Origin of the sequence: Rubrivirga sp. S365 (assembly GCF_032248475.1) — a bacterium.
GTDB lineage: Bacteria > Bacteroidota > Rhodothermia > Rhodothermales > Rubricoccaceae > Rubrivirga > Rubrivirga litoralis.
In genome coordinates this window covers 1535911-1559789 of record NZ_JAVTTN010000001.1, presented here as the reverse complement: position 1 = coordinate 1559789, position 23879 = coordinate 1535911, and the positions used below count along the sequence as shown (strand labels likewise).

Genomic DNA, 23879 nt, shown 5'->3' with positions numbered 1-23879 from the left:
AACGCCCCGACTGAGGATGCTATGACGATCGAGATCGACCGCGAGGACGACGGCCGCTGGCTGGCCGAAATCATGGAGCTGCCTGGTGCGATGGCATATGGCGACTCCCGCGAAGAAGCGGCAGCCCACGCGAAGGCGCTCGCACTTCGAGTCCTCGCTGACCGTCTCGACCACGGCGAGGACGTGCCTGACATTGCACCGCTGTTCGCAGTCGCGGCGTGAGCCAGTTTGGATCGGTCAAAGCGAGGAAGCTGCTACGCGCGCTGCTCAAGCTCGGGTGGAGCGTCAAGCGGGAGACCGGAGGCTCACACAAGGTGCTGGAGCGCGAGGGGTGGCCTGACTTCGTGTTCGCCTTCCACGACGGCGTGGAGGTCGGTCCAAAGATGCTGTCGCGCGTGGCGAAGCGGACCGGGCTGAAGCCGAACGACCTCTGAATCGAGGTGCGTGCACAGAAGACGGCTCGCCTGCGAAGGGCGACGACCGCTCGTGTTGGTTCAGAGCGCAGGACACGCCGCTGGTCGAATCCGCTGCCGACGCCGCGGGCGGGGCGGGCGCCTGCGGGGCGGGCGGGGTGGCGCTCTGGCAGGCGCTCAGCTCCGGCACGGCGCAGTCGCGGCTCGACCCGAGCGTCCAAGACGTCCACGCCGCCTGAAGCTCTACCACCCCGCCCCGCCCGGGCGGGGCGGTCAGAGGCCCGGCAGGCCCTCCGGCTCCACGAGCGTCGTCTCCACCGTCTCGCGCGCGAACGAGCCGAACACGCCCAGCCCGCCCTCCACGTTCGTCGTCACGTTGGGGATCTCGCCCGGCGACAGCGTCGAGCCCCCGCTCTGGACCGACCGCGTCTGCACGAAGTCCTGGAAGGCGGCGTCCAGCGAGACCAGCGTGAGCGACTGCGGGCCGAGGTAGCCGAACGCGAGGAAGGGAATCTGGACTAGGAGCGAGCCGTCGCCCAGCCGCGTGTAGCCGGCCTCGTTGATGACCGGCGACGTGCCGACGCGGACGTTCTCGTCGCCGGGGTCGTCCTCGCACAGCAGCGTCCCGGCCGGCTCCTCGACGCAGTCCAGGAACCGGCGGACGATGGGGACCGGCCGGAAGCGGCCGGGGAGGTTCCGGCTCCGGTACCGCGTCTCGCCGTCGACCGTCACCCGCTCGAACTCGTCCGGCGCGAGCGCCTGCGTCGAGCCCACAAAGGCGGCCTGCCGCTCGGGCGTCGACGACGCCGTGATCTGGACGGCCGGCCCCTGCCCGAGCCCGTACGGCACGACTGGGTCCGGCCCGCGCACGACGTCGAAGTCCGGGGGCACCGTCGTCTGCGCCGTCAGCCGCTCGCCGTCCGGGCCGACCACGTCGAGCCGGTACGTCCGCCGCTCCAGGACGGCCGCGTCGCTCTCGGGCAGGTACACGCCGGCCGGGCCGGGCGCGTAGGCGTAGACCGCCTCGTCCGCCCCGCCCGCGTCCAGGAGCGTGACCGTCACGCGCGCGCCCGCGACCGCCGCCGCCGCCGGGTCGTACGGCTCCAGCAGCGGGACCGTCCGCGACAGGCGGACCGGCGGGAGCGCCTCCTCGGCTCCCAAGAACGCCGAGACGACGAGGTCGGGCCGCTCGCCCTCGGCCGAGTCGCAGCCCCCGACGAGGAGCGCGAGCCCGACCAGGACCGACGCGGAGAGCGCGAGCAGGGCGGGGCGGGGCGGGATGGGCATGGCGGATGACGGGCTACGAGTACCGGGTGACGAGCAAAGACCAAAACGGGCGGGGCGGGGTGGGAAGGCGGCGGACTCGGGGCGTCCGTGCTCATCGCTCATCACCCGTCGCTCAAAAGTCCAGCGACAGCGAGACGTTGGGGAGGATCGGGAGTTGGCGCACCTGGCCGACCTCGACCGGGTTCTCGTCGAAGTCGTACGTCTCGAACCACAGGTTCCGCCGGTTGTACACGTTGACCAGCTGGAGCTGGAGCTCGTAGTCCGCGAACGCGACCGTGCCGCGCTTGGTGAACCCGACGTCGACGCGGTGGTAGGGCGGCAGCCGCGTGTTGTTGAGGGCCGGCGAGTCCAGCGCGTTCACGTCGCGGTCCTCGAACGGGAGCCCCGAGACGATGTAGCGCCGGGCCGGCACGGTGTAGGCCTGGCCCGTCGCGTAGGCCCCGGCGAGCGTGGCCCGCCAGCTCCGCCCGAGGTCGTAGTTGGCGACCAGCGTGACGTCGTGGAGCCGGTCGTACTTGGGCGGGAAAAAGTCGCTGAACGCCGGCTCCGCCGGGTAGCGCCGCCGCGTGACGCCGACCGTGTAGCCTACGAGGCCCGTCAGCCGCCCCAGCCCGCGCTCAAGGAGGACCTCGGCGCCGTAGGCGTAGCCCTTCCCCGACCGGAACAGGTCGGCGTAGTCCAGCCCCGACACGTCCTGGAGCTCGGGCCGCGTGTCGAACAGCTCGCGGAGCGTCCGGCCGTAGACTTCGACGTCGAGCCGCCACGCCGGGCCGAGCCGCGTCTTGAGGCCGAGCACGGCCTGCTCGCTCGCCTGCGGCCCCACGCCGGGGCCGGTCGTGAGCCAGGTGTCGAAGCCCGAGAACGCCTCGTTCGAGACCAGCGACAGGAACTGGTGGTACCGCCCCGCCGCCGCCTGGATCACCACGTTGTCGTCGAACGACCGCTCGACCTGGAGGTGCGGGGCGAAGCGGACGAACGTGGCCGCGACCGGCTCGGCGTCGTCCAGCCGGTCGTCGGCCCGGTTGCGGAAGGCGTCGGTGCGGAGGCCGCCGGTGACGGTCCACCCGTCGCCGAAGCGCGTGCGGCCCTGGACGTAGGCCGAGCCGAAGGTGGCCGGGTTCGAGAAGCTGGTGCCCACGTTCTCGTTGAACTCGCTCTCGAAGTCGAGCCCGAACCGCCCCGCCCGCGCGCCCACGCGGAGCTCGACGCGCTCCGACGGGAGCCACTCGCCGTCGACCTGCGCCGCGTACTCGGTGATCGTGTTGGGCTGGCGGAACGTGGTCTCGGCGACGGTCCCCACGGGGTAGCTGAAGTAGCGCGTGGCCGAGACCTGCGCGCTCGCGAAGGCCGTGCCCGAGAGCACGCGGTTGTAGGTGACCGAGCCCGTCCGGTTGCCGTAGTCCAGGTCGAACCGGGCGTCGTCGCCGAACGGCACCACGACCTGGTCGCGCCCGGCGTAGGCGGCGACCGAGAGCCGGTCGTTCGGGCTGAGGTCGACGCCCACCTTCCCGTTCACGTCGTAGAAGGAGAAACTCTCCGGGATGCCGTCCTCGTCCAGCTGGCTGCGGAGGAGGCCCAGGAGCGGCTCGAGCGTCGAGCGGCGAACGTTGAGCGAGTACGACGCGCGGCCGCCCGCGATCGGCCCCTCGATGCCGGCCCGGCTCGCGAGGAGCCCCAGCGTGAGCGTCCCCTTGCGTTCGTTCCGGTTGCCGTCGCGGTTGTAGATGTCGACCACGCTCCCCAGCCGCCCGCCGTACTGCGACGGGTACGCCCCTTTGTAGAGGCGGACGTCTTTGATGGCGTCGGTGTTGAACGTCGAGAAGAAGCCGAAAAAGTGCGTCGGGTTGTAGACCGTCGTGCCGTCGAGGAGCACGAGCGTCTGGTCCGGCGAGCCGCCGCGGATGTAGAGGGCCGAGGAGAAGTCGTTGGCCGCCTTCACGCCCGGGAGCAGCTGGATCGAGCGGAACAGGTCCGCCTCGAACACGGTCGGCAGTGCCTCGACGAGGTCGATGGACACGGTCTGGACGCCCGGCGGCCGCTCGTTTTCGAGCGTCTCGTCGGCCTCGACGACGACCTCGCCCGACGTCACGCCCTCGGGCGCCAGGTCGAAGTCGAGCCGCCCCGCCCCGCCCGGCTCCAGCGTGAGCGCTCGCCGCTCCGAGACGTAGCCGATGTAGCTGGCGACGACCGTGACCTCGCCCGGGGCCAGCCCGCCGAGCGAGTAGAAGCCCTCGGCGTTCGTGGCCGCCCCGCGCCCGGCCTCGACCACGCGGACCGTCGCCTGGAGCAGCGTCTCGCCCGTCTCGGCGTCGCGCACGAACCCGCTGACCGAGCCGGTCTGCGCCGCGGCGCTCGCCGCCAGGGCGAGCCCGAGCCCGGCGGCGAGGAGGACGGCGAGGGCGGGGCGGCGGACTCCCAGCGGGACCTGCGGCATCGGGCGGGGTGGGGTCGGGGCGCACGGGAACGCCGCCGCCCCGCCGTCGGTGTGTCGCGGGCGGGGCGGTAAGGTCCGCAGACGCGGCGATGCCAGAGGTTACGGCCCGACCCGCTCCAGCACGGCGCCGTCGGGGCACAGCGTCGACTCGCGGCCGACGAGCCGCCCCGGCCCGGCCTCCCGCCCCGCCCGGACGTAGCGCGTCGCCGCCCCGCCCTCGTTCCACCGGAGCACGAGCGCGCCGTCCTCGACGGCCCACGTGTGGACGCGCTCGGCGCGGACCGAGTCGGGCCGCTCGTAGCTCCACGCCACGCCCCCGTCGGCGTCGAGGCGGACGTAGGCGTCGACGATCTCGGGGTCCGCGCACGTCTCGCGCCACGTCGTCCCGACGAGGTCGGCGCGGTCCAGGCGCGCCGCGCCGGCGCACGCGGCGAGACCGAGCAGGAGGGCGAGGGCGGGGCGGGGCATGGCCTAGTCTACGATCCGAATCGTACGATGGCAGCGGGCGCAGAATGCACCACCCCGCCCGCGTCGTGGGCGGGGCGGCAGCGTCCGGGACCGCCTCGCCCTCGTCGTCGGCGTGGGCGGGGCGCTACGCCGCCTCGGCCTCCTCGACCGTCTCCATCGGGATCGCCCGGTCCGGCCGCTCGCCCGTCTCGATGTAGCGCGCAACCTCCAGCACGGCCCTTTCCTTCGTCTTCGCCTCCAGCATCAGGTCGTACGGGTCGTCCGCCCCGCCCACGCCGTCCATAAGACCGAGGAGGCGGTCGACGTCGTCCATGTCGAGAAAGTCGGCGTGGCCGGTCCGCGTGCCCGGCTTGTGCGACGAGAGGTGGAGCTTGGGGACGCGCCGGCCCCACGTGGCCATGGCGCGCTCCATGAGGTCCGGCAGTCCGTCGTTCCACGTCTCGCCTGACGGGTTGGCTGACGCCGTCCCCGTTCCGGGGTTGAGCAGGTGGTGGAACAGGTCCACGATGACCGGCAGCCCGGTCCGCTCGGCGAGCCCGACGGTCTCGGCCAGCGTGTAGGTCGTGTCGTCGTTCTCGATCGCGAGGCGCTCGCGGGCGTCGTCCGTCAGGCGGTCCAGGTTCTGCGCGAAGCGGTCCATCGCCGACTCCTTGTCGCCGTAGGCGCCGCCGACGTGGAGCGTCATGGTCCCCTTCGGGTCCATCCGCTTGAGGACCTGCGCCTGGAAGTCGAGCTCGCCGACCGAGTCGCGGACGACCTTCTCGCGCGGGCTGTTGAGGACCGTGTACTGGCCGGGGTGGCTCGTCACGCGGAGCTTTTCGGCCTTGACGAGCCGGCGGATGTCGCGGAACTGCCAGTCGAACGCCTCGGCCCAGTCGAACGGGAACTCTGGGAGCGGCCCGAACGGGATGAGGTCGGACGAGACGCGGAAGAATCGGATGCCGTGGTCCACGTTCCACCGGAGCGCCGCCAGCACGTCGTCGAGGTTCTGGACGACGACCGGGATGACGGCCTCGGTGCGGAGGTTGGCCAGCCGGACCGTCCGGCTCTTGGTCCCGAGCGTTTGGTTGATGCAGGCGTAGCCGAGGTGGCGGAGGCGCATGGGCGGGGCGGGGTGGCGGAAGACGAGCGGACGGCGCCCGGGGTGTGGAGCCTACGCGGCGCGGGCGGGGCGGTGCCGCTGGCGGAGCCACCGGGGCGGCCGCCGGGATTTACCTGAACCCTCACGGACAGCAAAACCTCCCGCCTGACCTGCCGTTGCCTCTCCCCCGCCCCGCCCGCCGCTACCCGTGATCAGCCTCCTCCTCGTCCTCGTCGCCGAGATCGCCCTGTGGGTCGCGTGGCACCTCGTCGCGCGCCGCCGCCGGAACGGCGGCTCGGGCGAGGGGCCGCCGCCGCCGCCCGCCCCGCGCCCCGAGACGCCGCGGTCGCCGCGGCGCGGCCGCCCCGCCCCGGCGCGCGGGCCGGTGGCCCGGCGCCGCACCGCCCGGCCGCCCGTGCGGACGACCTAAGGCGTGGGGGCCGGTTAGGTTGGGGCGGGGCGCCGACGCGAGCGCGCCCGCACAGACCGCCCGACCGATGCGCCGACGCTCCCCACGCCTCCTCGTCCTGATCGGGCTCGTAGCCCTTGCCACCCCGCCCCGCGCCCAGACCGCCTGGGTCAACGGGACTGTGACGGACGCCGAGACTGGCGCCCCGCTTCCGGGCGCCCACGTGTTCGTCTCCGGCACGTTGCAGGGCGACGCGACCGACGCCGGCGGCCGGTTCGTCTTCCGAGCCGACGCCCCAGGCTCGGTCCAGGTCACGGCCACCATGCTGGGCTACGGGACCGCGAGCACGACGCGCCTGATCCGGCCCGGTGACGTCGTCGGCCTCGCGTTTCGGCTCCCACCCGTGCCGCTCGCGCTCCGCGAGGTCGAGGTGGTCCGGTCGCGGGACGCCGCGTGGGAGCGGGCGCTCGCGCGGTTCCGGCCGGAGTTCCTCGGCGAGACGGCCAACGCCCCGCTCACCGAGATCACGAACCCCGAGGTCCTCGACCTCGACGCCGACGGCGACGACGGGCCGCTCCACGCGGTCGCCCGCGCTCCGCTCGTCGTCGAAAACCGGGCGCTGGGCTATAGGGTCACGTTCTACGACTTCGCCCTCGCCATCGAGGAAAACGGGCGGGCGTGGGACGGGACGCTCGCGTTCCGCGACCTGTGCGCCGAGCGGCTCTGCGGCCCGGCCGTCACGCAGGCGCGCGAGCGGGCCTACCGCGGCTCGCTCCCCCACTTCCTGGACGCCCTCATCGCTGGCATGGCGTCGGACGAGGGGTTCCTGAGCGAGCGCATGGACCGGCCGGGCCAGGCGACGCGAGCCCGGCTCTCGGTCCAGCCCGGCCGCCTGTCCATCCGCTCGGCGCGGGCACCGGGACCCGAGGCGCGCCAGGCCCGGGCGGGGTGGGAGGCAGAAATCGGCGGCGCCCTCCGCGTCCTCTACACGCGCGAGTTCGACCCGCGCGTCGATGCCGACGCCTACCAAGTTTCGTGGCTCACGGCGCCGGGCGGGGCGCTCCGCCTGGGGCCGAACGGTGCCCTCCTCGACGCGGCCGATGTCGTCCGCTACGGGTACTGGGACTGGGAGCGCGTGGCCGACCTCGTCCCGCTTGACTACCGCCCCGCCCCGCCCGCCGGCTACTGAGGGCGGGGCGGTCAGTCGGCGGACGCCCCGTGCGGCAGGCGCTCGGGCATCTCGGCGGCCACGTAGGCCAGGATCGCCGTCGCCGCGGTGGCGCGCGCGAGGTGGCCGGGGTCCAGCTTGTCGACGGTGTCGGCCGCCGTGTGGTGGACCCAGAAGTAGCGGCCGTTGTCGGTGCGGAGGCTGAGGCCCGGCACGCCGTCGCGCATCATCGGGCCGATGTCCGCCCCGCCCCCGCCCTCGACGATCCCGGCCGGGCCGGCGTCGGTGCCGTCGGCGAGGAGGGCGAGCACGAGCGGCTCGACGCGGGCGCGCAGCGTCTCCAGCCCGCCCGGCGCGCCGGTGTAGCCGAAGCCGACCGGCTCGTACACGCCGCTGTCGCTCTCGAGCGCGAGCTGGATGCCTGAGAGGTCGTCGCCCAGTGAGTCGCGGTAGGCCGTCGCGCCGCGGAGCCCGTTCTCCTCGTTCGTCCACAGGACGACGCGGACCGTCCGGCGCGGCCGGAGCCCCAGCCGCGCGAGCACCGCAACGGCCTCCCACGTCACGGCGCACCCGCCCATGTCGTCGACGGCGCCCTGGCCGACGTCCCACGAGTCGATGTGGCAGCCCAGGACTACCGTCTCGTCCGGCGCCTCGCGCCCGACGAGCTCGCCGATCACGTTGCGCGAGCGGGCGTCCGGCCGCGTTTCGGCGTTCATGGTCAGGCGGACGACCGGGCGGCCGCCCCGCCGGCCTGCGGTCCGCCCTTGCTGGAACCGCTCCTGGATGCGGCGGAGCGTCTCGGCCCCCTCGATCGTGAGCGCGGCGTGCGGGATGCGCGGGACGCCGTCCTCGTAGCGCATCGTGCCCGTGTGCGGCGTCGAGAGCGAGACCGGGCCGACGGACCGGACCAGGCTGGCGACGGCTCCCGCGCGGGCCGCCGCCACCGCCCCGCCCGTGCGGTACCCGACGGTCTCGCCGTAGGTCGTGAACGGGACGTCGAACAGGACGATGCGGCCCGCGGCCTCGTCCGCCCGCGCCTCCAGGTCCTCGAACGAGTCGACGACGAGCACCTCGGCCTCGACGCCGCCGGGCGGGGTGGCGACGCTCCCGCCCAGCCCGAGCATGGGCAGGTCGCGGTCGCCCGTGGGCAGGACGAGCGCGGCCGACTCGTCGCCGCGGACCCAGACGGGCACGTCGACCGGCTGCCCGCGGACGTTTTCGAGGCCGTCGGCGCGCATCGTCTCGATCGCCCAGTCGATCGTGGCCTCCAGCGCGGCCGACCCGCTCAGGCGGTGGCCGAAGGTGTCGCCCACGTACGCCGTGCGCTCCCACGCCGTACTGTCGGCGAGGGCGGCCTCGACGATCCGGTCGGCGGCCTCGGCGTAGGGCGCCGAGGGATCGCTCTGGGCTCCCGCGGCGAGTGGGGCGGCGAGGAAGAGAACGGCAAGGACGGTGCGCATGGGCGGGGTGGGGTGGCGGTCCGCCGAAGCTACGCGGGCGGCGCGTCGGCTTCGGCACGCGGGCTGCGATCCCGCCCCGCCCATCGTGCGTAGGCTCCCCCGCCCCGCCCCCGAACGACGAGGCTGAAGCCGGCTACAAGCTCTCCCTCCACCCCGCCCCATGCTCGACACGCTCCCCGACGCCGCCCGCGCGTGGCTCTTCCCCCTCGACCGCACCCTCGACGACGCCGAAGCCGACGCGCTCCGCGCCGACCTTGACGCGTGGCTCCCCACGTGGGCCAGCCACGGGCGCCCGGTGCAGGCCGAGGCCGCCGTCCTCGCAGGCCGCGTGCTCGCCGTCGGCGCCGTGATCTCGGAGGCGGACGTCAACGCCGGCGTCTCGGGGTGCGGGATCGACTCGATGGAGCGGGCAGTCGCCGAGGCGCTCGGGCGGGGCGGCGTCGGACTCGCCCCGCCCCTCGCCGTCCTCTACCGCGACGGCGACGGCGCCTGGGCGCAGGTCCCGCGCCCGGCGTTCCGCCGGCTCGTCCGCGAGGGCGGGGCGGGCGCGGACACGGCCGTCCTCGACGCGACGGCCGAGACGGTCGGGGCGCTCCGCGCGCACGGCGTCGAGCGGCCGGCGGCCGAGGCGTGGCACGGCCGGGCCTTCCGGCTCGCGGCGTAGTGGCCCGGCGGCGGCGGCGGCGCATCGGGACCGTCCGCGAGGTCGTCTACGGCACGCTCGCCGTCGCCGCCCTGCTCGCGATCGGGACCGTGGGCTACATGGCGATCGAAGGCTGGACGCCGATGGACGCGTTCTACATGACGTTCATCACGCTGACCACGATCGGGTTCGCCGAGGTCCAGCCGCTCGACTACGGGGGCAAGCTGTTCACGGTCGGGCTCGCGTTCGTGGGCATCGGTACGTTCGCGACGATCGCGTCCCGCGTCGTCACGATCCTCGTCACCAGCTCCACCTTCCGCCAGCGGGCCATGCAGCGCCGGATCGACCGCCTCCACGACCACTACGTCGTCGCCGGCTACGGGCGGCTGGGCCAGCGGATCGTCCGCGACTTGGTGTCCGGCGGCCGGAAGGTCGTCGTGGTCGAGCGGCTGGACGAGCGGGCTGAGGAGCTCCGCGAGGAGGGCTTCGACTACGTCCAGGGCGACGCCGTCGAGGAGGAGGCGCTCCGCGCGGCCGGCCTGGCCCGCGCGGCCGGGCTCGTCCTCGTGCTCCCCGAGGACGCGGCCAACGTGTTCGGCGCGCTGACGGCCCGCGAGATCGCCGGCCCCGACCTGTTCATCGTCGCGCGGACCAACGAGCAGACGTCGATCAACAAGCTGGTCCGGGCCGGGGCCGACAAGGTCATCTCGCCGCTCGAGATTGGGGCCGACCGGATCGCGCAGACCATCCTCCGCCCGCGCGTGGACCAGTTCATGGAGCAGGTGCTCGGCGTCGACGCGCTGAGCGTGGACCTCGAAGAGGTCGTCGTCCGCGAGGGCGGCCTCCTCGACGGCCGCTCGCTGGTCGACGTCGACTTCCGGCGCCGCTTCGACGCCATCGTCGTGGCCGTCCACCGGGCCGGCGGCGAGGAGTGGCGGTTCAACCCGGACGCCCGGCTCCCGCTCGCGGTCGGCGACACGCTCGTCGTGCTGGCCTCGCCGGAGCAGGTCGAGCACATCCGCTCGCAGGAGGGCCGAACGTCGATGGCGTAGGGCAGCGGGCAGAACGCGAGGGCGGGGCGGACGCCGTAGCGGCGTTGCATGCAACGCCGTCGGGCCGCGGCGCCCGGGCGGAGCGCAACCACCCCGCCCGTTCCACAGGCGGGGTGGTGCCGTAGAGGCGACCGGCGGTCGCCCGTGGGCGGGGCGGGGACGCTGGGCTGGGCGGATTCGTAGGGACACGACGCGTGGTGTCCGCATTCACCCGGCGATGCGCCACGGGCGGGGCGGTTACGAGCGGGGCGGGGCACGTCCAGGACCGCCCCGCCCCCGAGTCGCGCCCAAACCAAAGACCCCACCCCGCTCGTTGGCACGCTCTGTGAACCCCGGCCCGCGCAGGACCCGACCACCCCGCCCCGGGGTATCCTCGCCGTACCGTCCCCTCGCCCTCCCCGCCGACGCATGCGCCTCTCCCGCTACGCCCTGGCCCTGCCGGCCCTCCTCGGAGCCGCCCTCCTCGTCACGCCCGCCGCCGCCCAGAGCGCGGCCGACCGGGCCGCCGACGGAGCCATCTCGCAGGACTTCCAGGAGGACGAGCCCGTCACCTACTTTAGCCAGTCCTGGCTCATCGACACGATGAACCGGCGGACGAGCGAGTCCATCCGCGACGTCCCCCGCGTGCACTACGGGTACTACGTGGTGCCGGAGGACCAGAACCGGCTCGAGGCCCGGCTCGCGCTCTACAACAAGTTCGGCGGCGACCGCGACGTGATCAAGCCGCTCCTGTGGCTCCTCAACCGGAACGACCTCGAAAACCTGAGCCCCGGCGACACGCTCGTCGTGCCCAGCGAGTTCGGCCTCGACTTCCGGGCCTACTCGCCGTTCCCCCGCTACTACGCCGGCGCGGCCGACCTCGACAAGGTGGTCATCCTCGACAAGCAGATCCAGGCGTGGGGCGCGTACCACCGCGGCGAGCTGGCCCGGTGGGGCATCATCAACACGGGCGTCGAGAGCGCGCGGACGCCGTCGGGCCGGTTCAACGTGAACTGGAAGCAGGACTACCGGGTCTCGACGCTGAGCCCGGGTTTCGGGTCGTCGGCGCCGGACGCCGAGCTGTGGGAGATGTACTGGGTCATGAACCTCCACGAAGCCCGCGGCATCCACATGCACCAGTACGCGCTGCCGACCTCGGGGCCGGCGTCGCACGGCTGCATCCGCATGCTCGAGCCCGACGCGAAGTGGCTCTACGGGTGGACCGACACGTGGGAGGTCGAAAACCAGCGGGACCCGATCTCGTCGGTCGGCGCCGACATCGTAGACCAGGGGACGATGGTGCTCATCATCGGCGACGACATCTCGGAGCCGCCCCGCCCGTTCCTCCACCGCGACGCGTACCCCGTGATCCGCATGGTCGACCTCCCGCCCGACCCGTACGCGGTCCCGGCGGGGTCCCCGCAGCAGAAGGCGTTTGACCGCCTGGGCGGGCGGGTTTAGAACCGGACCGCCGTCTCCTACGGGGGCGGGGTGGCCGAGGCGGAATCGTCTCGCGGCCGCTCCGCCCCCGTTTTACGTCGGCGCAGCGGAGCGGCCGGCCGACACGGGCGGCGCCTGGACGGCGGGCGGGGCGGTCGTGGCACGGTCTCCTCAACGGGACGGGGCACACCGACCACCTCGCCCCGTGCGCCTCCTCCCCGCCCTCCTGCTCGGATTCGCCGTCCTCGCCCTGGCCGGTGCCGCCCCGCCCGCCGAGCGGATCGCGTTCGTCGAGCTCCGGTTTACCGAGGGCGGGGCGGAGGTGGTCTCGGCCGAGGCCGTTCCGGGCCGGCTCAAGGCGCGGCGGAGCGCGGCCGCCCCGCGCCCCGGCCACCTGTCCGTCGAAGTGGAGGCCGGCGACCGGGCCGTGTGGAGCGGGGCGGTGCCGGACCCGCTCGTCCGGCGGCGCGAGTTCGTGAACGCGGCGGGCGGGTTGGAGTCGCGCCTGGAGCGCGTCGAGGAGGCGGTCGTCACGGTGCGGATCCCGGCCGTCGCCGCGCGGCAGACGGTGTCGTTTGCCCGCGCGTCGGCGGCCGGTCGTCGGGTCGTCACGCGCGTCGAGGTGTCGCTGTGAAAGCGCTCCTCCCCGCCCTGCTCGCGGCGGCGCTCCTGGCGACGGCGGCGAGCGCCCAGCCGGCCCCGATCACGCTCGTCGAGAACGGGCCGCGCGCCGAGCGGATCAACGTCGCCGTGGTCGCCGAGGGCTACCGCGAGGCCGACCTCGACGCCTTCCAAGCGGCGGCGGGGCGGCTCATCGACGCCCTGTTTGCGACGGCGCCCTACGACCGCTACGCCGCGTTCTTCAACGCCTACGCCGTCCCCACGGTCTCGGCCGAGGCGGGCGCTGACCGCCCCGCCCGGAGTGAGGCGCGCGACACGTACCTGAGCGCGACGTTCGGGTGCGGCGGCGTCCACCGGAGCCTGTGCCTGGGCGGCGACGGCGAGCGCCGCCTGAACGCGCTCCTCCGCGACGCGCTGCCCGAGTACGACGTGGCGCTCGTGCTCGTCAACGACGCCGAGTACGGCGGGTCGGGCGGCCGTGTGGCCGTGGTCTCGGCGCACGCGGCGGCGGCCGAGATCGCTGTCCACGAGATGGGGCACACGCTCGCCGGGCTCGCCGACGAGTACGGGGGCGGGGCGGCGGCCGGCTTCGCGAGTCGGAACACGGCGACCGACGCCCACCCCGCCCACGTCCCGTGGAGCGCGTGGCTCGACGACGCGACGCCGCTCCCGACGCCCGACGACGCCGCGCACGGCCACGTCGTCGGCGCCTTCGAGGGCGCCGCCTACGCCGACCACGGGGCGTACCGGCCCGAGCGCCACTGCCGGATGCGCGCGCTCGGGCACGGGTTCTGCGCCGTCTGCAACGAGCACCACATCGGCGCCATCTACGACCGGGTCTCGCCCATCGCCGCCGCCTGGCCTGCCGAGTCCGACGTGACGGCCGGGGCGGGGCGGCTCGCGTTCCGCGTCGACGCGCTCGTCCCCGCCGGCCAGGCCCGCTACGAGTGGACGGTCGACGGCGTGACCGTCGGGACCAGCGCCGCGCTCGCGCTCGACGCTGGCGACCTCCCGCCGGGCGCGTCGCATGTCGAGGTCCGCGTGACTGACGCGACCGACGAGGTCCGCGACTCCACGCTCGTCCCGCTCCTCTCCGACGTGCGCGCGTGGACCGTCACGCGGCCCGCCGCGACGGCCGCCGAGAGCGGGGCGGGCGGGGCGGACACGGCCACGCGGCTGGGGCTGGCGGCGCCCAACCCGGTCCGCCACGCCGCGCGGCTCCCGTTCCGACTGGCCGAGGGCGGGGCGGTCCGGCTGTCGGTCTACGACGCGCTCGGCCGCGAGGTGGCCGTGCTCGTCGACGGCGAGCGGCCGGCCGGGCTCCACGAGGCGACGTGGTCCGCGGGCGCGCTCGCCGCCGGCGTCTACGTCGTCCGCCTGGAGGCGCCGGGCGCGACGGCCACGCAGGTCGTGACGGTCGCGCGGTAGGGGGAATAGGCGAGGGGCCTGGGCGGCTGCAAACCGCCCCGCCCCCTCCGGTGCGTCGGCGTCGTCCGAAAGGCGGACACCGTGCACGGTGTCCCTACGCGTGCGAAACGAATGCGGGGGGCGGGGTGGCGAACGACTGGCCGCCCCGCCCGCACACGCGCAGGGCGGTCAGATTCGCTTGAGGTTCTGGACGGTCCGCTCCGAGACGACGGCGCCGGTGTGGGCGGTCGAGGCCGGCTCGAACAGGACGACCTGGGCGGTCGGGAGCGCGACCGGCCGGTGCTCGGTCCCGCGGGGGACGACGAACAGCTCGCCCGGCCCCAGCTCCACCGCGTCGCGGTCGCGGAGCTCGATCCGCAGGCGGCCCGCGACGACCCAGAACAGCTCGTCCTCGTGCTCGTGGTCGTGCCAGAGGAACTCGCCCTCCAGCTTCGCCACCTTGACCTGCTGCCCGTTCAGCTCGGCGACGACGTGGGGCGTCCAGGTCTCGGAGAAGCGGCTGAACTTCTCTTTCAGGTTGACGACGGGCATGGGGGCGGGGTCGAGGGATGAGGAGGGACCGAGGGATGAGCAGACGGGGCGGGGCGGCGCGTGGCCCGACCGCCCCGCCCCGTCCTGTGCCGCATTGAGGCCGGAGTCTGGGCGGGGCGGCGAGAGAAAGGCCTCTGCCCATCCCTCTCATCCCTCCGTCCCGCGTCCCTCCCGCTACGTCTGGAGCACGCCGACGCGGAACGGCTCGATGTCCGGGTTGTGGTCGGCCATCTCGAGGCCGGTCGCGAGCCAGCCGCGCGTCTCGCGCGGGTCGATGAGCGCGTCGACCCAGAGGCGGGCCGCGGCGTAGACGGGCGACGTCTGCTCGGCGTAGCGGCGCTCGATCTCGGCGAGGCGCGCGGCGCGGTCGTCGTCGGACAGCTCGAGGCCCTGCTTCGAGAGCTTCCGCTCCTCGATGGACAGGAGGACTTTGGCGGCCTGCGCCCCGCCCATGACCGCGATCTGCGCCGTCGGCCAGGCGAGCATGAGGCGGGGGTCGTAGGCGCGCCCGTTGAGGGCGTAGTTGGCGGCCCCGTACGAGTTGCCCACGACGACCGTGAACGTGGGGACGACCGAGTTGGCGACGGCGTTGACCAGCTTGGCCCCGTCCTTGATGATCCCGCCCTGCTCGGCGCGCGTGCCGACCATGAAGCCGGTCGCGTCCTGGAAAAACACGAGCGGGATCCGCTTCTGGTTGCACTGCATCACGAACCGGGCCGCCTTGTCGGCCGCGTCGCCGTAGATGACGCCGCCGATCTGCATCTCGTTCGGCTTCCCCTTCGGCGACGTCGCACGGACGACCTGCCGCTGGCTCGCCACGATGCCCACGCTCCACCCGTCGACCCGGGCGTAGCCGCAGACGAGCGTCTGCCCGTAGCCGGCCTTGACCTCGGTCCAACTGTCGGCGTCGACGATCCGGGCGAGCACCTCGCGTGTGTCGTACGGCTGCTGGCGGCTCTCGGGGAACACGCCGAGCACCTCGTCGACGGGGTACGCGGGCGGGGCGGGGTCCTGGCGCGTGAAGCCAGCGCGCGGCATCGGCCCCAGCCCGCCGACGAGGTCGCGGATGGTCGCGAGCGCGGTCTCGTCGTCGGGCATCTTGTACTCGCAGACGCCCGAGATGTCAGTCTGCGTGGTCGCCCCGCCCAGCGTTTCCGAATCGGTCACCTCGCCGATGGCGGCCTGAACGAGGAACGGGCCGGCGAGGAACACGCTGCCCGTGCCGTCGACGATCAGGCTCTCGTCGGACATGATGGGGAGGTACGCCCCGCCCGCGACGCACGAGCCCATGATGGCCGCGATCTGGGGCACGCCGAGCGCGCTCAGCCGGGCGTTGTTGCGGAAGATGCGCCCGAAGTGGTCGCGGTCCGGGAAAATCTCGTCCTGCATCGGCAGGAACACGCCGGCCGAGTCGACGAGGTAGAGGATCGGGATCCGGTTTTCGAGGGCGATCTCCTGGGCGCGGAGGTTCTTCTTGGCCGTGATCGGAAACCACGCGCCGGCCTTCACGGTGGCGTCGTTGGCGACGATCATGCAGAGGCGGCCCGACACGCGGCCGAGCCCCATGACGGTGCCGCCGGCCGGGCACCCGCCCTCGTCCTCGTACATCCCGCGCCCGGCGAACAGGCCGATCTCGCGGAAGTCGTCGGCGTCGTCGAGGAGCGCGGCGACCCGCTCGCGGGCGGTCAGCTTGCCGCGCTTGTGCTCGCGGGCGACGGCCCGCTCGCCGCCGCCGCGGCGGACCTCGGCGGCCTGCTCCTCGAGCCCGGCCAGGAGCCGCTGGTGGGCCGCGACGCGGGCGTCATAGGCCTCGCGCTCGCGGCCGTCGTCGGGGACGGCCGTCCCCAGCGGGAAGGCGCGGGGCGGGGCGGCGGCATCGGGCGGGGCGGTCTCGGGCATCCGGGCGGGGTGGCGGTGGGGCCGGAATCTACCTGCTCGCCCTCGCGTCCCGCTCCGGCGGAGCCCGCCCCGCCCGCGAACAGAAAGCGGCGCGCCCTCCGAGAAGGCGCGCCGCTGGTCGGCCCGTCGGGCGGTCCCTACAGGAACGCCGACATCTTGCGCATGATGAGCTGCCGGTCCTCGCCCGTCTGCACGTGGATGAGGTTGACCATCTGGCTCAGGTTGCCCCGGGCCTTCTTCATCTCGTCCTCGTCGAGGTCGTCCCAGGTGGACATGATCTGCCCCTTCATGCGCTCCCAGTTGTCGATCATCCGCTGCTTGCCCATCGTGGTCGTGTGTCTGTGTCCCGCCCGGACGGTGAATGCGTGCCCCAAAGCTACGGGGCGGACTCGCCCCTGACAAACGGGCGGGCGGGGCGGTCTCGTGCCCGCCCCGCCCGCTACGCCACGCCCCAGGACTGGACGGCCCCGAGCAGCTTCCGCTTGGCGACCGGCAGGAGCGTCTCGTCGACCGGGAGGTCGAGGTCAGCGCGGAGCGCGAACGTGGCCGGGGCGGGGAGGTCGGGGTCGGCCTGGGCGAGCGCGGCCTTCCACGCCGCGGGCGGGGCGGCCGGGTCGAGGTCGACGGCCACGGCCGACGTTCGCAGCGCACGGTAGCGGCCGTCGGCGCCGGCCAACGACGAGACGCGGTAGCGCAGCGGGCGGACCGCCCCGCCCCCGGCGACCACGAGGTAGCCCTCGTCGCGGTACGCCGGCACCACGCCGACGGCGGCCAGCGCCGCGTGCTCGGCGGCGAACTCGTAGAGCGCCTGCCCCTCGCGTACGGCCCCGGCCACGCGCGGCTGCGCCCACCGCGCGAGGCTGAGCGCGAGCGGGGCGGGCGGGGCGGCATGGACCACGCGCCCGGCCTCCCAGTCCACGCCGACGGCGGGGCCGGAGCCCGAGCCCTCGACGCGGCCGGCGCCGTCGAGGAGCGTGCGGAGGTCGCGGTGGAGCCCGACGAGGCGGGCGAGGTCGGGGGCCACGCAGTTCCGGGCGAACGCACGCCGCGCCCGCTGGAGGGCGGCGAGCACGCGGTAGCGGGCGGCCTCGGCGTCGGCGGCCGCGGCGAACAGGTCGAGCGAGAGGTCGGGCATGTCCGGGGGGTGTTCGTTCGTTCATAGATTCTTCCAAATATCGCGCCAAGCGCCAGGGCATTCCGCCGTGCCCCGGGTGGAGGAGAAGGAGGGTGAGGCGCGTTTCTTGCCGGGGGCGGGCCGTGCCCACCCCGCGCCCCGCCTGCTCGCCCCGTTCGCTCAGCCTGGGCGGGGCGGGGCGGCGGAAGCAGGCACAGCAGGCGGGGCGGCCCCCTCTTCCCCACGCCCCGCCCGAACCCTCGGCTGCCCGGCGCGCGTTGCGATCTTCCCCCACCTGTGCCCCACCCCGCCCGATCTATGGACAAGCTCGTCGTACACGGAGGCCGCCCGCTCACCGGCACCCTCCACGTCGGAGGCTCCAAGAACACCGCCCTGCCGCTCATGGCCGCCGCCGTCCTCGCTGACGGCGCGACGACGATCCACAACATCCCCGTGCTCCAGGACGTCGCCACGTTCGCGAACGTGATCCGCGTGACCGGCTGCACGGTCGACTGGAACCCGGACGACGACCCGAACACGCCCGAGTCGATCACGATCGACGCCTCGGGCATCCACCACTTCGAGGCGCCGTACGACCTCGTCAAGAAGATGCGGGCCTCGTTCTACATGCTCGGCGCGCTCCTCGGGCGGGGCGGGAAGGCGCGCGTGTCGCTCCCCGGCGGGTGCGCGTGGGGGCCGCGGCCGGTCGACCTCCACATCGAGGGGATGAAGGCGCTGGGCGCCGAGATCCGCGAGGAGGGCGGGTACGTGATCGCCGAGGCCCCGGGCGGGCGGCTCAAGGGCGGGCGCATGCGGTTCGAGCCCGTGAGCGTCGGGGCGACCATCAACGTGCTGCTGGCCGCGGTGACGGCCGAGGGCGAGACGGTCCTCGAGAACACGGCGGCCGAGCCGGACGTGGTCGTGTTCGGCCAGATGCTCCAGGCGATGGGCGCCCAGATCGACGGGTTGGGCACCGACACGATCATGGTCCAGGGCGTGGAGCGGATGAACCCGGTCGAGTTCACGAACTGCCCCGACCGGATCGAGCTGGGCACCTACATGATTGCCGCGGCCCTCGCCACCCCGCCCGGCGAGACGCTCACGATCACGGGCGCCCAGCCCGAGCACCTCGGCCCCGACTTTACCGAGCGGTTCCGCGAGACCGGCGTCCCGTTCGAGTTCGACGGCGACGTGGTCCGCGTGACGGGCGTCGAGACGGTCCGCCCGGTGTCGATCGAGACGGCCCCCTACCCGGGCTTCGCGACCGACCTCCAGGCCCAGTGGACGGTCTTGATGGCGCAGGCCGACGGCCCGTCGACGGTCCGCGACACGGTCTACACCGACCGCTTCAAGCACGTCCCCGAGCTCCGCCGCCTGGGCGCCGACCTCCAGGTCAAGGGCGACACGGTCGAGGTCGCCGGCCGGAACGGGCGCCCGCTGAGCGGGGCCACGGTCATGAGCACGGACCTCCGCGCGAGCGTGTCGCTGGTCCTCGCCGGCATGGTCGCCGAGGGGACGACGAACGTGCTCCGGGTGTACCACCTCGACCGCGGCTACGAGCGGATCGAGCACAAGCTCCAGGGCGCCGGCGTCGACATCGCCCGCGAGCAGTACGACGAGGCCAACGCCGAGGGCGTCCCGGCCTAGCCGCCCCGCCCGCCGGTTTTTCCGCCCCGCCCGAGCGCTTCGGGCGGGGCGGCGCTGGTATAGAGCGGCACGGGGGCGGGGCGGCCCGCCCCGCCCTACGCGCCCGCCGGACCGTCGCCGTAGTCGTCGATCGAGACGGCGACGCCGGGGCACGCGGCCAGCACGCGGCCGTCGTCGGTGACAAGCGGGGCGGCGAGCGCTTCGGCGAGGGCCACGAACTCGGCGTCGTAGCCGGTGAGCCCGCGCGCGAACGCGGCGTCGAGCACGGCGGCGGGGTCTACAGGAGTGTCCACTACGAGCGCGCGGCCGGCGCCCCACGCCTCGTGAGCCTCCGCGCGCGTGAGGCGACCGGCCCGGACGTGCATGACGAGCGCGTTGCGGAATTCGCTCGCCCAGAGCGGCGGCGCGGCCCAAAAAGGGTCGCGTTCGCGGACCCGCTCGGCGTCTTGTGCTCGGTCTCCCCCAGTCGTGGCGTAGACGACGAGGTTGGTGTCGGCGACGATCAAGGCCGCCCCTGCTCGATGGCCTCCTGGACCTCCTCCGCGGTCAGGGGCTTGAACCCTCGGGCGGCCAACCGTTCCCGGAGAGCCGTCGCCTGCTCCCACGCCTCGTCCTTCTCGGGCTGAGGAGCCCTCACCGCCTCCTCCAGCAGCCGGACCGCTTCGCGGTCGATGCTCCGGCGGTTTCGCTCCGCCCGCTCCTTTAGCCGGCGGTGGAGGTCGTCGGGGACGTTCTGGAGCGTGAGGGTCGCCATGAGTGCGGGGGCAGGACGGTCGCGGGCGTGGAACGTACGGCCCCGGTACGCGCTCCCGCCCCGCCCGAACGCTTCGGGCGGGGCGGCGCCAGTACAGAGCGGCACGGGGGCGGCCACCCCGCCCGCCGCGCCGCCGTCGGGGCTCTCCTGACGCGGGCGGAGCCCGGGGCGGGGCGGGGACCGCGGGCGGGCTGGCGCGTAGGCCGAAGGCCACCACCCCGCCCCGACGCAGACGCATGGACCGCAAGAAGGCAGTAGTCATCGGCTCCGGCATCGGCGGCCTCGCGTGCGCGATCCGGCTCCAGAGCCTCGGGTTCGACACGACGGTCGTCGAGAAGCTGGACGCCCCGGGCGGGCGGGCGTACGTCCGCCGCGCCCAGGGCTTCACGTTCGACATGGGGCCGACCGTCCTCACGGTCCCCCACTTTATCGAGGAGCTGTTCGCGCTCGAACGCGACCACGCGCGGCTGGGCGAGCCCGACTTCCCCGAGCACACGCTGGGCGACGGCGCGCGCGTGACCGAGGGCACGAGCGGCGGGCCGGCCACGAGCCGCTACGTCGAGCTCGTGCCCGTGACGCCGTTCTACCGGATCTACTTCGACGACGGCACCCATTTCGACTACGACGCCGACCCGGACAAGCTGCGGGCCGAGATCGAGAAGATCGCGCCCGAGGACCTCGACGGCTACGAGCGGTTCCACCGCGCGGCCAAGGCCATCTTCGACCGCGGGTTCCTGGAGCTGGGCTACACCTACTTCGGCAACGTCCGCTCCATGCTCGGCGTCACGGCCGACCTGTTCCGGCTGGACGCGGTGCGGCCGCTGTTCTCGTTCGTCAAGAAGTACTTCACGAGCGACAAGATGCGGCAGGTCTTCAGCTTCGAGCCGCTCCTCGTCGGCGGCAACCCGCAGAAGGTGCCGGCCATCTACGCCATGATCCACTTCGTCGAGCGGACGTGGGGGATCCACTTCGCGATGGGCGGGACGGGCGCGCTCGTCCAGGCGTTCGTCCAGAAGCTGGAGGAGTTGGGCGGGACGCTCCGTCTAGACAGCGAGGTCGAGCGGATCGACGTGGTGAGGGACGGCCGCCGGCGCCGCACGACGGGCGTGACGCTCGCGGGCGGCGAGCACATCGAGGCCGACCTCGTCGTCTCCAACGGCGACTACGCCCACACCTACCTCCACCTCGTCGACAAGGAGCACCGCCGGATCAACCGCGACGCGCTCGTCAAGCTGCGGAAGCAGTCGATGTCGCTCTTCGTGATCTACTTCGGCTACGAAAAGCGCGAGGGCGACCCCGACCTCCAGCACCACAACATCATCCTCGGCCCGCGCTACGAGGAGCTCCTGACCGACATCTTCGACCGCAAGGTGCTCGCCGACGACTTCAGCCAGTACCTCCACGTCCCCACGCTGACCGACCCGAGCCTGGCGCCCGAGGGCCACCACGCGGCCTACACCCTGATCCCGGTCCCCAACAACCAGAGCGGGCTGGACTGGGACGCCCTCGGCGACGGGTTCGCGGACAAGGTGCTGGGGTTCCTCGACGAGCGCGGCTACATCCCCGACCTCAAGGAGCGCATCGTGTACCAGAGCTACGTCACGCCCGACTACTTCGAGGGCACGCTGAACTCGTACGCGGGCAACGGCTTCGGCGTTGAGCCGGTCCTCATCCAGTCGGCTTTTTTCCGGCCGCACAACCGGAGCGAGGACGTCGAGAACCTCTACCTCGTCGGGCAGGGGACGCAGCCGGGCGGCGGGACGCCGTCGGTGATGATGTCGGCCAAGATGACGGCGCGCGAGGTGGCCCGCGACTTCGACGTGCCGGCCGAGATCGCGAACGGCGTGCCCGCTGAGGTGGCGTAAGGCCACCGCCCCGCCCCCGTGTCCGCCCCGCTCTCAGGGGCGGGGTGGCGCCACAGCGACACCGGCCCCGAAACGACGAAGCTCCCTGGGCCCTACGCCACCCCGCCCGGGCGGGGCGGGCTCTGAGGGCGGGGCGGGTTCCGAGGCCCAGCTCAGGAGAGGCCGCCGGTGGGGCTGGTGGAGCAACACGAAACGCCCCCTGCGGGCGTTGGTTGAAGAGGCTGCCGGACCCCGCCCGGGCGGCCTCTCCAAGAGCTCCTCCAACCCGCCTTATGTCTGTGTCCAAGCGCAAAGTCTCTGTCGCCCTCCTCGTGGGCGCGGCGTTCCTCGCCGGCGTCTTTTTCGTGACGTCGGTCTTCAACCTCGCCGGGTGGTCCGGCCTGTTCCAGGGCGCCGACGCGCAGGCCGTGCTCCCCGAGAGCGAGGCGATCGCCGTGGCCTCGGACCTCGGCGTCGCGTTCTCGACCGTGGCCGAGCACGTCAACCCGGCCGTCGTCCAGGTGCGCACGACGCGGACCATGGCGGACAACGGGCAAGGCCTCTCGCTCCCCGATATGTTCGGCGGCAGCCCGTTCGGGCGCGGCGGCCCGCGGGGCGGTGAGCAGAGCGGGATCGGGAGCGGCGCGTTCGTGAGCGCCGACGGCTACATCGTGACGAACAACCACGTGGTCGAGGGCGCCGACCTCCTCGAAGTCCTCCTCTTCGACGGCCGCGTGCTCGACGCCGAGGTCGTGGGAACGGACCCATTCTCGGACCTCGCCGTGCTCCGCGTCGAGGGCAGCGACTACCCCTACGTCCCCTTCGGCGACTCCGACGAGCTCCGCGTTGGGCAGTGGGTGCTGGCGTTTGGGAGCCCGCTCTCCGAGGAGCTCTCGAACACGGTCACGTCGGGGATCGTGTCCAGCCTCGGCCGCTTTGGCGGGGCGCCCGACCCGCGCGGCCGGCAGACGATCTCGAACTACATCCAGACCGATGCGGCCGTCAACCCGGGCAACTCGGGCGGCCCGCTCGTCAACCTCCGCGGCGAGATCGTCGGGATCAACTCGGCGATCGCCACGCGGACGGGCACGTTCAACGGCATCTCGTTCGCGATCCCCTCTGACATCGTTCGCTCGACGGTCGAGCAGCTGATCGATACGGGGACCGTCGAGCGCGGCTACCTCGGCATCTCGTTCCAGGCCGCGACGCCCGCGCTCCGCGAGGCGTACGACCTCGGGCCGGGCGCGGCCCGCGTCGGCGACATCTCGCCCGACGCCACGGGCCGCACGCCGGCCGCCGACGCCGGCATCCGCCCCGACGACATCATCACGGCCGTCGACGGCGTCGAGCTCCGCGACAGCGCCCAGATCGTCTCGCTGATCTCGAACAAGCGCCCCGGCGACACCGTCGAGGTCACGTACTACCGCGACGGAAAGCGGCGCGAGGCCGAGATCACGCTGGGCCGCCGGCCGGGCGACGACGCCGTCTCGCAGAACGGGCGCGGGCGGTCCGAGCAGCGCCCCATGAGCGGCTCGCGCGAGCCGGCCTCGCTCGAAGCCTACGGGCTCACGCTCCGCGACCTCACGCCGCAGCAGGCCCGCCAGCTCGGCGGCGACGCGGCCGGCGTCCTGGTCGCCGACGTGGAGCGGGCGAGCTACGCCTACCGTGAAGCCGAAATCCGCCAGGGCCAGCTGATCGTTGAGGCGAACCGCGAGCCCGTCGCGTCCGTCGCCGACTTCCGCCAGGCCGTCGCCGACGTGGAGCCAGGCGGTTCGTTCCTCGTCCGCGTCCGCGTCGCGGACGGTCGGGGCAACTCGGCCGAGTACCTCACGGCGCTGACGAAGGAGGGCTAGCCGCCCCGCCCTCGTGCGTCTCCTGAGCGGGGCGGGCCTTCGGGCTCGCCCCGCTTTTTCTAGCGCCTGGGTTTGACCCGCCCCGCCCGCGCCAGCGCAACGGCTCGTCCTGCACGGAATGCGGGCACGACGTCCGGGCGGGGTGGCGCCGCGAAAACAGTGCTGTCGCTACACCGAGGGCCGCGCCTTGCGCGCGAGGCGCCCAGGGAGTTGGTTCCGGTTGGCCCGGCGCTGCGCGGTTCCGGGGGGCGGGGCGGGGTGCCGAGCTGTCCCGCGCAACAGAAGGGCCGGACCAAACAGCCTCCAGAGGGTGAGTGTGTTGTGCCAGCTCTGGAGGATCGTGCCCTACCCGAG

At 73.6% G+C, this 23879-nt stretch carries 23 protein-coding genes; 12 read left to right on the top strand and 11 right to left on the bottom strand.

Going from position 1 to position 23879, the window contains the following annotated elements; genetic code table 11:
• Positions 1-21: 21 nt before the first annotated feature.
• Both RQM47_RS06810 and RQM47_RS06805 read left to right on the top strand, forming a co-directional pair.
• A complete protein-coding gene (locus tag RQM47_RS06810; RefSeq protein ID WP_311664015.1) occupies positions 22-222 on the top strand; it encodes a hypothetical protein in 201 nt (66 codons plus the stop codon).
• Positions 219-434, top strand: coding sequence for a type II toxin-antitoxin system HicA family toxin (locus tag RQM47_RS06805; RefSeq protein WP_311664017.1), 216 nt, complete (start codon positions 219-221; stop codon positions 432-434). Before RQM47_RS06810 ends, RQM47_RS06805 begins: the two co-directional genes overlap by 4 nt.
• A gap of 252 nt (positions 435-686) precedes the next feature.
• Here RQM47_RS06805 and RQM47_RS06800 read toward each other — a convergent pair whose 3' ends face one another.
• The 4 genes from RQM47_RS06800 to uvsE form a co-directional block, all read right to left on the bottom strand.
• Positions 687-1700: a DUF4249 family protein gene (locus RQM47_RS06800; protein WP_311664019.1), complete on the bottom strand. Its 1014-nt coding sequence runs from the start codon at positions 1698-1700 to the stop codon at positions 687-689.
• A gap of 112 nt (positions 1701-1812) precedes the next feature.
• Positions 1813-4134 carry a TonB-dependent receptor gene (locus RQM47_RS06795; protein ID WP_311664021.1) on the bottom strand — a complete coding sequence of 774 codons (2322 nt, stop codon included), beginning with the start codon at positions 4132-4134 and terminating at the stop codon, positions 1813-1815.
• A 99-nt stretch (positions 4135-4233) separates the two neighbouring features.
• The gene (locus RQM47_RS06790) at positions 4234-4602 is read right to left on the bottom strand and encodes a hypothetical protein (protein WP_311664023.1); all 369 of its coding nucleotides are present in this window, start codon (positions 4600-4602) and stop codon (positions 4234-4236) included.
• A 124-nt stretch (positions 4603-4726) separates the two neighbouring features.
• On the bottom strand, positions 4727-5704 hold the full coding sequence (gene uvsE / locus RQM47_RS06785) for a UV DNA damage repair endonuclease UvsE (RefSeq protein WP_311664025.1): 978 nt from the start codon (positions 5702-5704) through the stop codon (positions 4727-4729).
• Positions 5705-5891: 187 nt separating this feature from the next.
• Between uvsE and RQM47_RS06780 the strand changes: the two genes are divergently transcribed.
• Together RQM47_RS06780 and RQM47_RS06775 are read left to right on the top strand one after the other, a co-directional pair.
• Positions 5892-6113, top strand: coding sequence for a hypothetical protein (locus tag RQM47_RS06780; RefSeq protein WP_311664027.1), 222 nt, complete (start codon positions 5892-5894; stop codon positions 6111-6113).
• Positions 6114-6180: 67 nt separating this feature from the next.
• Entirely contained in the window at positions 6181-7281 is a 1101-nt protein-coding gene (locus RQM47_RS06775; protein ID WP_311664029.1) for a carboxypeptidase-like regulatory domain-containing protein, read from the top strand.
• Between the two features lie 11 nt (positions 7282-7292).
• Here RQM47_RS06775 and RQM47_RS06770 read toward each other — a convergent pair whose 3' ends face one another.
• The gene (locus RQM47_RS06770; protein ID WP_311664031.1) at positions 7293-8720 is read right to left on the bottom strand and encodes a M20/M25/M40 family metallo-hydrolase; all 1428 of its coding nucleotides are present in this window, start codon (positions 8718-8720) and stop codon (positions 7293-7295) included.
• Between the two features lie 160 nt (positions 8721-8880).
• Here RQM47_RS06770 and RQM47_RS06765 point away from each other — a divergent pair, with 160 nt between their 5' ends.
• The 5 genes from RQM47_RS06765 to RQM47_RS06745 all read left to right on the top strand — a co-directional run bounded on the left by RQM47_RS06765 (position 8881) and on the right by RQM47_RS06745 (position 13883).
• Entirely contained in the window at positions 8881-9384 is a 504-nt protein-coding gene (locus tag RQM47_RS06765; RefSeq protein ID WP_311664033.1) for a hypothetical protein, read from the top strand.
• Entirely contained in the window at positions 9384-10415 is a 1032-nt protein-coding gene (locus tag RQM47_RS06760) for a potassium channel protein (protein WP_311664035.1), read from the top strand. The genes RQM47_RS06765 and RQM47_RS06760 overlap by 1 nt, the downstream gene beginning before the upstream one ends.
• Positions 10416-10823: 408 nt before the next feature.
• The gene (locus tag RQM47_RS06755) at positions 10824-11855 is read left to right on the top strand and encodes a L,D-transpeptidase (RefSeq protein WP_311664037.1); all 1032 of its coding nucleotides are present in this window, start codon (positions 10824-10826) and stop codon (positions 11853-11855) included.
• A 184-nt stretch (positions 11856-12039) separates the two neighbouring features.
• A complete protein-coding gene (locus tag RQM47_RS06750) occupies positions 12040-12468 on the top strand; it encodes a hypothetical protein (protein WP_311664038.1) in 429 nt (142 codons plus the stop codon).
• On the top strand, positions 12465-13883 hold the full coding sequence (locus RQM47_RS06745) for a M64 family metallopeptidase (RefSeq protein ID WP_311664040.1): 1419 nt from the start codon (positions 12465-12467) through the stop codon (positions 13881-13883). Before RQM47_RS06750 ends, RQM47_RS06745 begins: the two co-directional genes overlap by 4 nt.
• A 168-nt stretch (positions 13884-14051) precedes the next feature.
• Here the strand turns inward: RQM47_RS06745 and RQM47_RS06740 are convergent, their stop codons facing one another.
• The 4 genes from RQM47_RS06740 to RQM47_RS06725 all read right to left on the bottom strand — a co-directional run bounded on the left by RQM47_RS06740 (position 14052) and on the right by RQM47_RS06725 (position 17448).
• Entirely contained in the window at positions 14052-14414 is a 363-nt protein-coding gene (locus RQM47_RS06740; protein WP_311664042.1) for a cupin domain-containing protein, read from the bottom strand.
• A gap of 174 nt (positions 14415-14588) precedes the next feature.
• Complete coding sequence (locus RQM47_RS06735; protein ID WP_311664044.1) at positions 14589-16313, bottom strand: acyl-CoA carboxylase subunit beta; 1725 nt, start codon at positions 16311-16313, stop codon at positions 14589-14591.
• 137 nt (positions 16314-16450) lie between these two features.
• On the bottom strand, positions 16451-16639 hold the full coding sequence (locus tag RQM47_RS06730; RefSeq protein ID WP_314008075.1) for a general stress protein CsbD: 189 nt from the start codon (positions 16637-16639) through the stop codon (positions 16451-16453).
• 113 nt (positions 16640-16752) lie between these two features.
• The gene (locus RQM47_RS06725) at positions 16753-17448 is read right to left on the bottom strand and encodes a hypothetical protein (RefSeq protein ID WP_311664048.1); all 696 of its coding nucleotides are present in this window, start codon (positions 17446-17448) and stop codon (positions 16753-16755) included.
• Positions 17449-17745: 297 nt separating this feature from the next.
• Between RQM47_RS06725 and murA the strand changes: the two genes are divergently transcribed.
• Positions 17746-19074, top strand: a complete 1329-nt coding sequence (gene murA / locus RQM47_RS06720) for a UDP-N-acetylglucosamine 1-carboxyvinyltransferase (protein WP_314008073.1) — start codon at positions 17746-17748, stop codon at positions 19072-19074.
• 95 nt (positions 19075-19169) lie between these two features.
• On the opposite strand, the gene RQM47_RS06715 is transcribed toward murA, so the two are convergent.
• Both RQM47_RS06715 and RQM47_RS06710 read right to left on the bottom strand, forming a co-directional pair.
• Complete coding sequence (locus tag RQM47_RS06715; protein ID WP_311664052.1) at positions 19170-19580, bottom strand: type II toxin-antitoxin system VapC family toxin; 411 nt, start codon at positions 19578-19580, stop codon at positions 19170-19172.
• Positions 19577-19828: a FitA-like ribbon-helix-helix domain-containing protein gene (locus tag RQM47_RS06710; RefSeq protein ID WP_314008070.1), complete on the bottom strand. Its 252-nt coding sequence runs from the start codon at positions 19826-19828 to the stop codon at positions 19577-19579. Before RQM47_RS06710 ends, RQM47_RS06715 begins: the two co-directional genes overlap by 4 nt.
• A 236-nt stretch (positions 19829-20064) precedes the next feature.
• Between RQM47_RS06710 and crtI the strand changes: the two genes are divergently transcribed.
• Both crtI and RQM47_RS06700 read left to right on the top strand, forming a co-directional pair.
• Entirely contained in the window at positions 20065-21693 is a 1629-nt protein-coding gene (gene crtI, locus RQM47_RS06705) for a phytoene desaturase family protein (RefSeq protein ID WP_314008067.1), read from the top strand.
• A gap of 278 nt (positions 21694-21971) precedes the next feature.
• The gene (locus RQM47_RS06700) at positions 21972-23525 is read left to right on the top strand and encodes a trypsin-like peptidase domain-containing protein (RefSeq protein ID WP_314008065.1); all 1554 of its coding nucleotides are present in this window, start codon (positions 21972-21974) and stop codon (positions 23523-23525) included.
• The last annotated feature ends 354 nt before the right edge of the window (positions 23526-23879 follow it).

Excerpts from the sequence above, each read along its gene's own strand:
- RQM47_RS06735 (WP_311664044.1), bottom strand. The coding sequence starts at position 16,313 with ATGCCCGAGACCGCCCCGCCCGATGCCGCCGCCCCGCCCCGCGCCTTC.
- RQM47_RS06810 (WP_311664015.1), top strand. The coding sequence starts at position 22 with ATGACGATCGAGATCGACCGCGAGGACGACGGCCGCTGGCTGGCCGAA.
- RQM47_RS06795 (WP_311664021.1), bottom strand. The coding sequence starts at position 4,134 with ATGCCGCAGGTCCCGCTGGGAGTCCGCCGCCCCGCCCTCGCCGTCCTC.
- RQM47_RS06730 (WP_314008075.1), bottom strand. The coding sequence starts at position 16,639 with ATGGGCAAGCAGCGGATGATCGACAACTGGGAGCGCATGAAGGGGCAG.
- RQM47_RS06765 (WP_311664033.1), top strand. The coding sequence starts at position 8,881 with ATGCTCGACACGCTCCCCGACGCCGCCCGCGCGTGGCTCTTCCCCCTC.
- RQM47_RS06740 (WP_311664042.1), bottom strand. The coding sequence starts at position 14,414 with ATGCCCGTCGTCAACCTGAAAGAGAAGTTCAGCCGCTTCTCCGAGACC.
- murA (WP_314008073.1), top strand. The coding sequence starts at position 17,746 with ATGGACAAGCTCGTCGTACACGGAGGCCGCCCGCTCACCGGCACCCTC.
- RQM47_RS06800 (WP_311664019.1), bottom strand. The coding sequence starts at position 1,700 with ATGCCCATCCCGCCCCGCCCCGCCCTGCTCGCGCTCTCCGCGTCGGTC.
- RQM47_RS06775 (WP_311664029.1), top strand. The coding sequence starts at position 6,181 with ATGCGCCGACGCTCCCCACGCCTCCTCGTCCTGATCGGGCTCGTAGCC.
- RQM47_RS06790 (WP_311664023.1), bottom strand. The coding sequence starts at position 4,602 with ATGCCCCGCCCCGCCCTCGCCCTCCTGCTCGGTCTCGCCGCGTGCGCC.
- RQM47_RS06710 (WP_314008070.1), bottom strand. The coding sequence starts at position 19,828 with ATGGCGACCCTCACGCTCCAGAACGTCCCCGACGACCTCCACCGCCGG.
- uvsE (WP_311664025.1), bottom strand. The coding sequence starts at position 5,704 with ATGCGCCTCCGCCACCTCGGCTACGCCTGCATCAACCAAACGCTCGGG.
- crtI (WP_314008067.1), top strand. The coding sequence starts at position 20,065 with ATGGACCGCAAGAAGGCAGTAGTCATCGGCTCCGGCATCGGCGGCCTC.
- RQM47_RS06770 (WP_311664031.1), bottom strand. The coding sequence starts at position 8,720 with ATGCGCACCGTCCTTGCCGTTCTCTTCCTCGCCGCCCCACTCGCCGCG.
- RQM47_RS06755 (WP_311664037.1), top strand. The coding sequence starts at position 10,824 with ATGCGCCTCTCCCGCTACGCCCTGGCCCTGCCGGCCCTCCTCGGAGCC.
- RQM47_RS06725 (WP_311664048.1), bottom strand. The coding sequence starts at position 17,448 with ATGCCCGACCTCTCGCTCGACCTGTTCGCCGCGGCCGCCGACGCCGAG.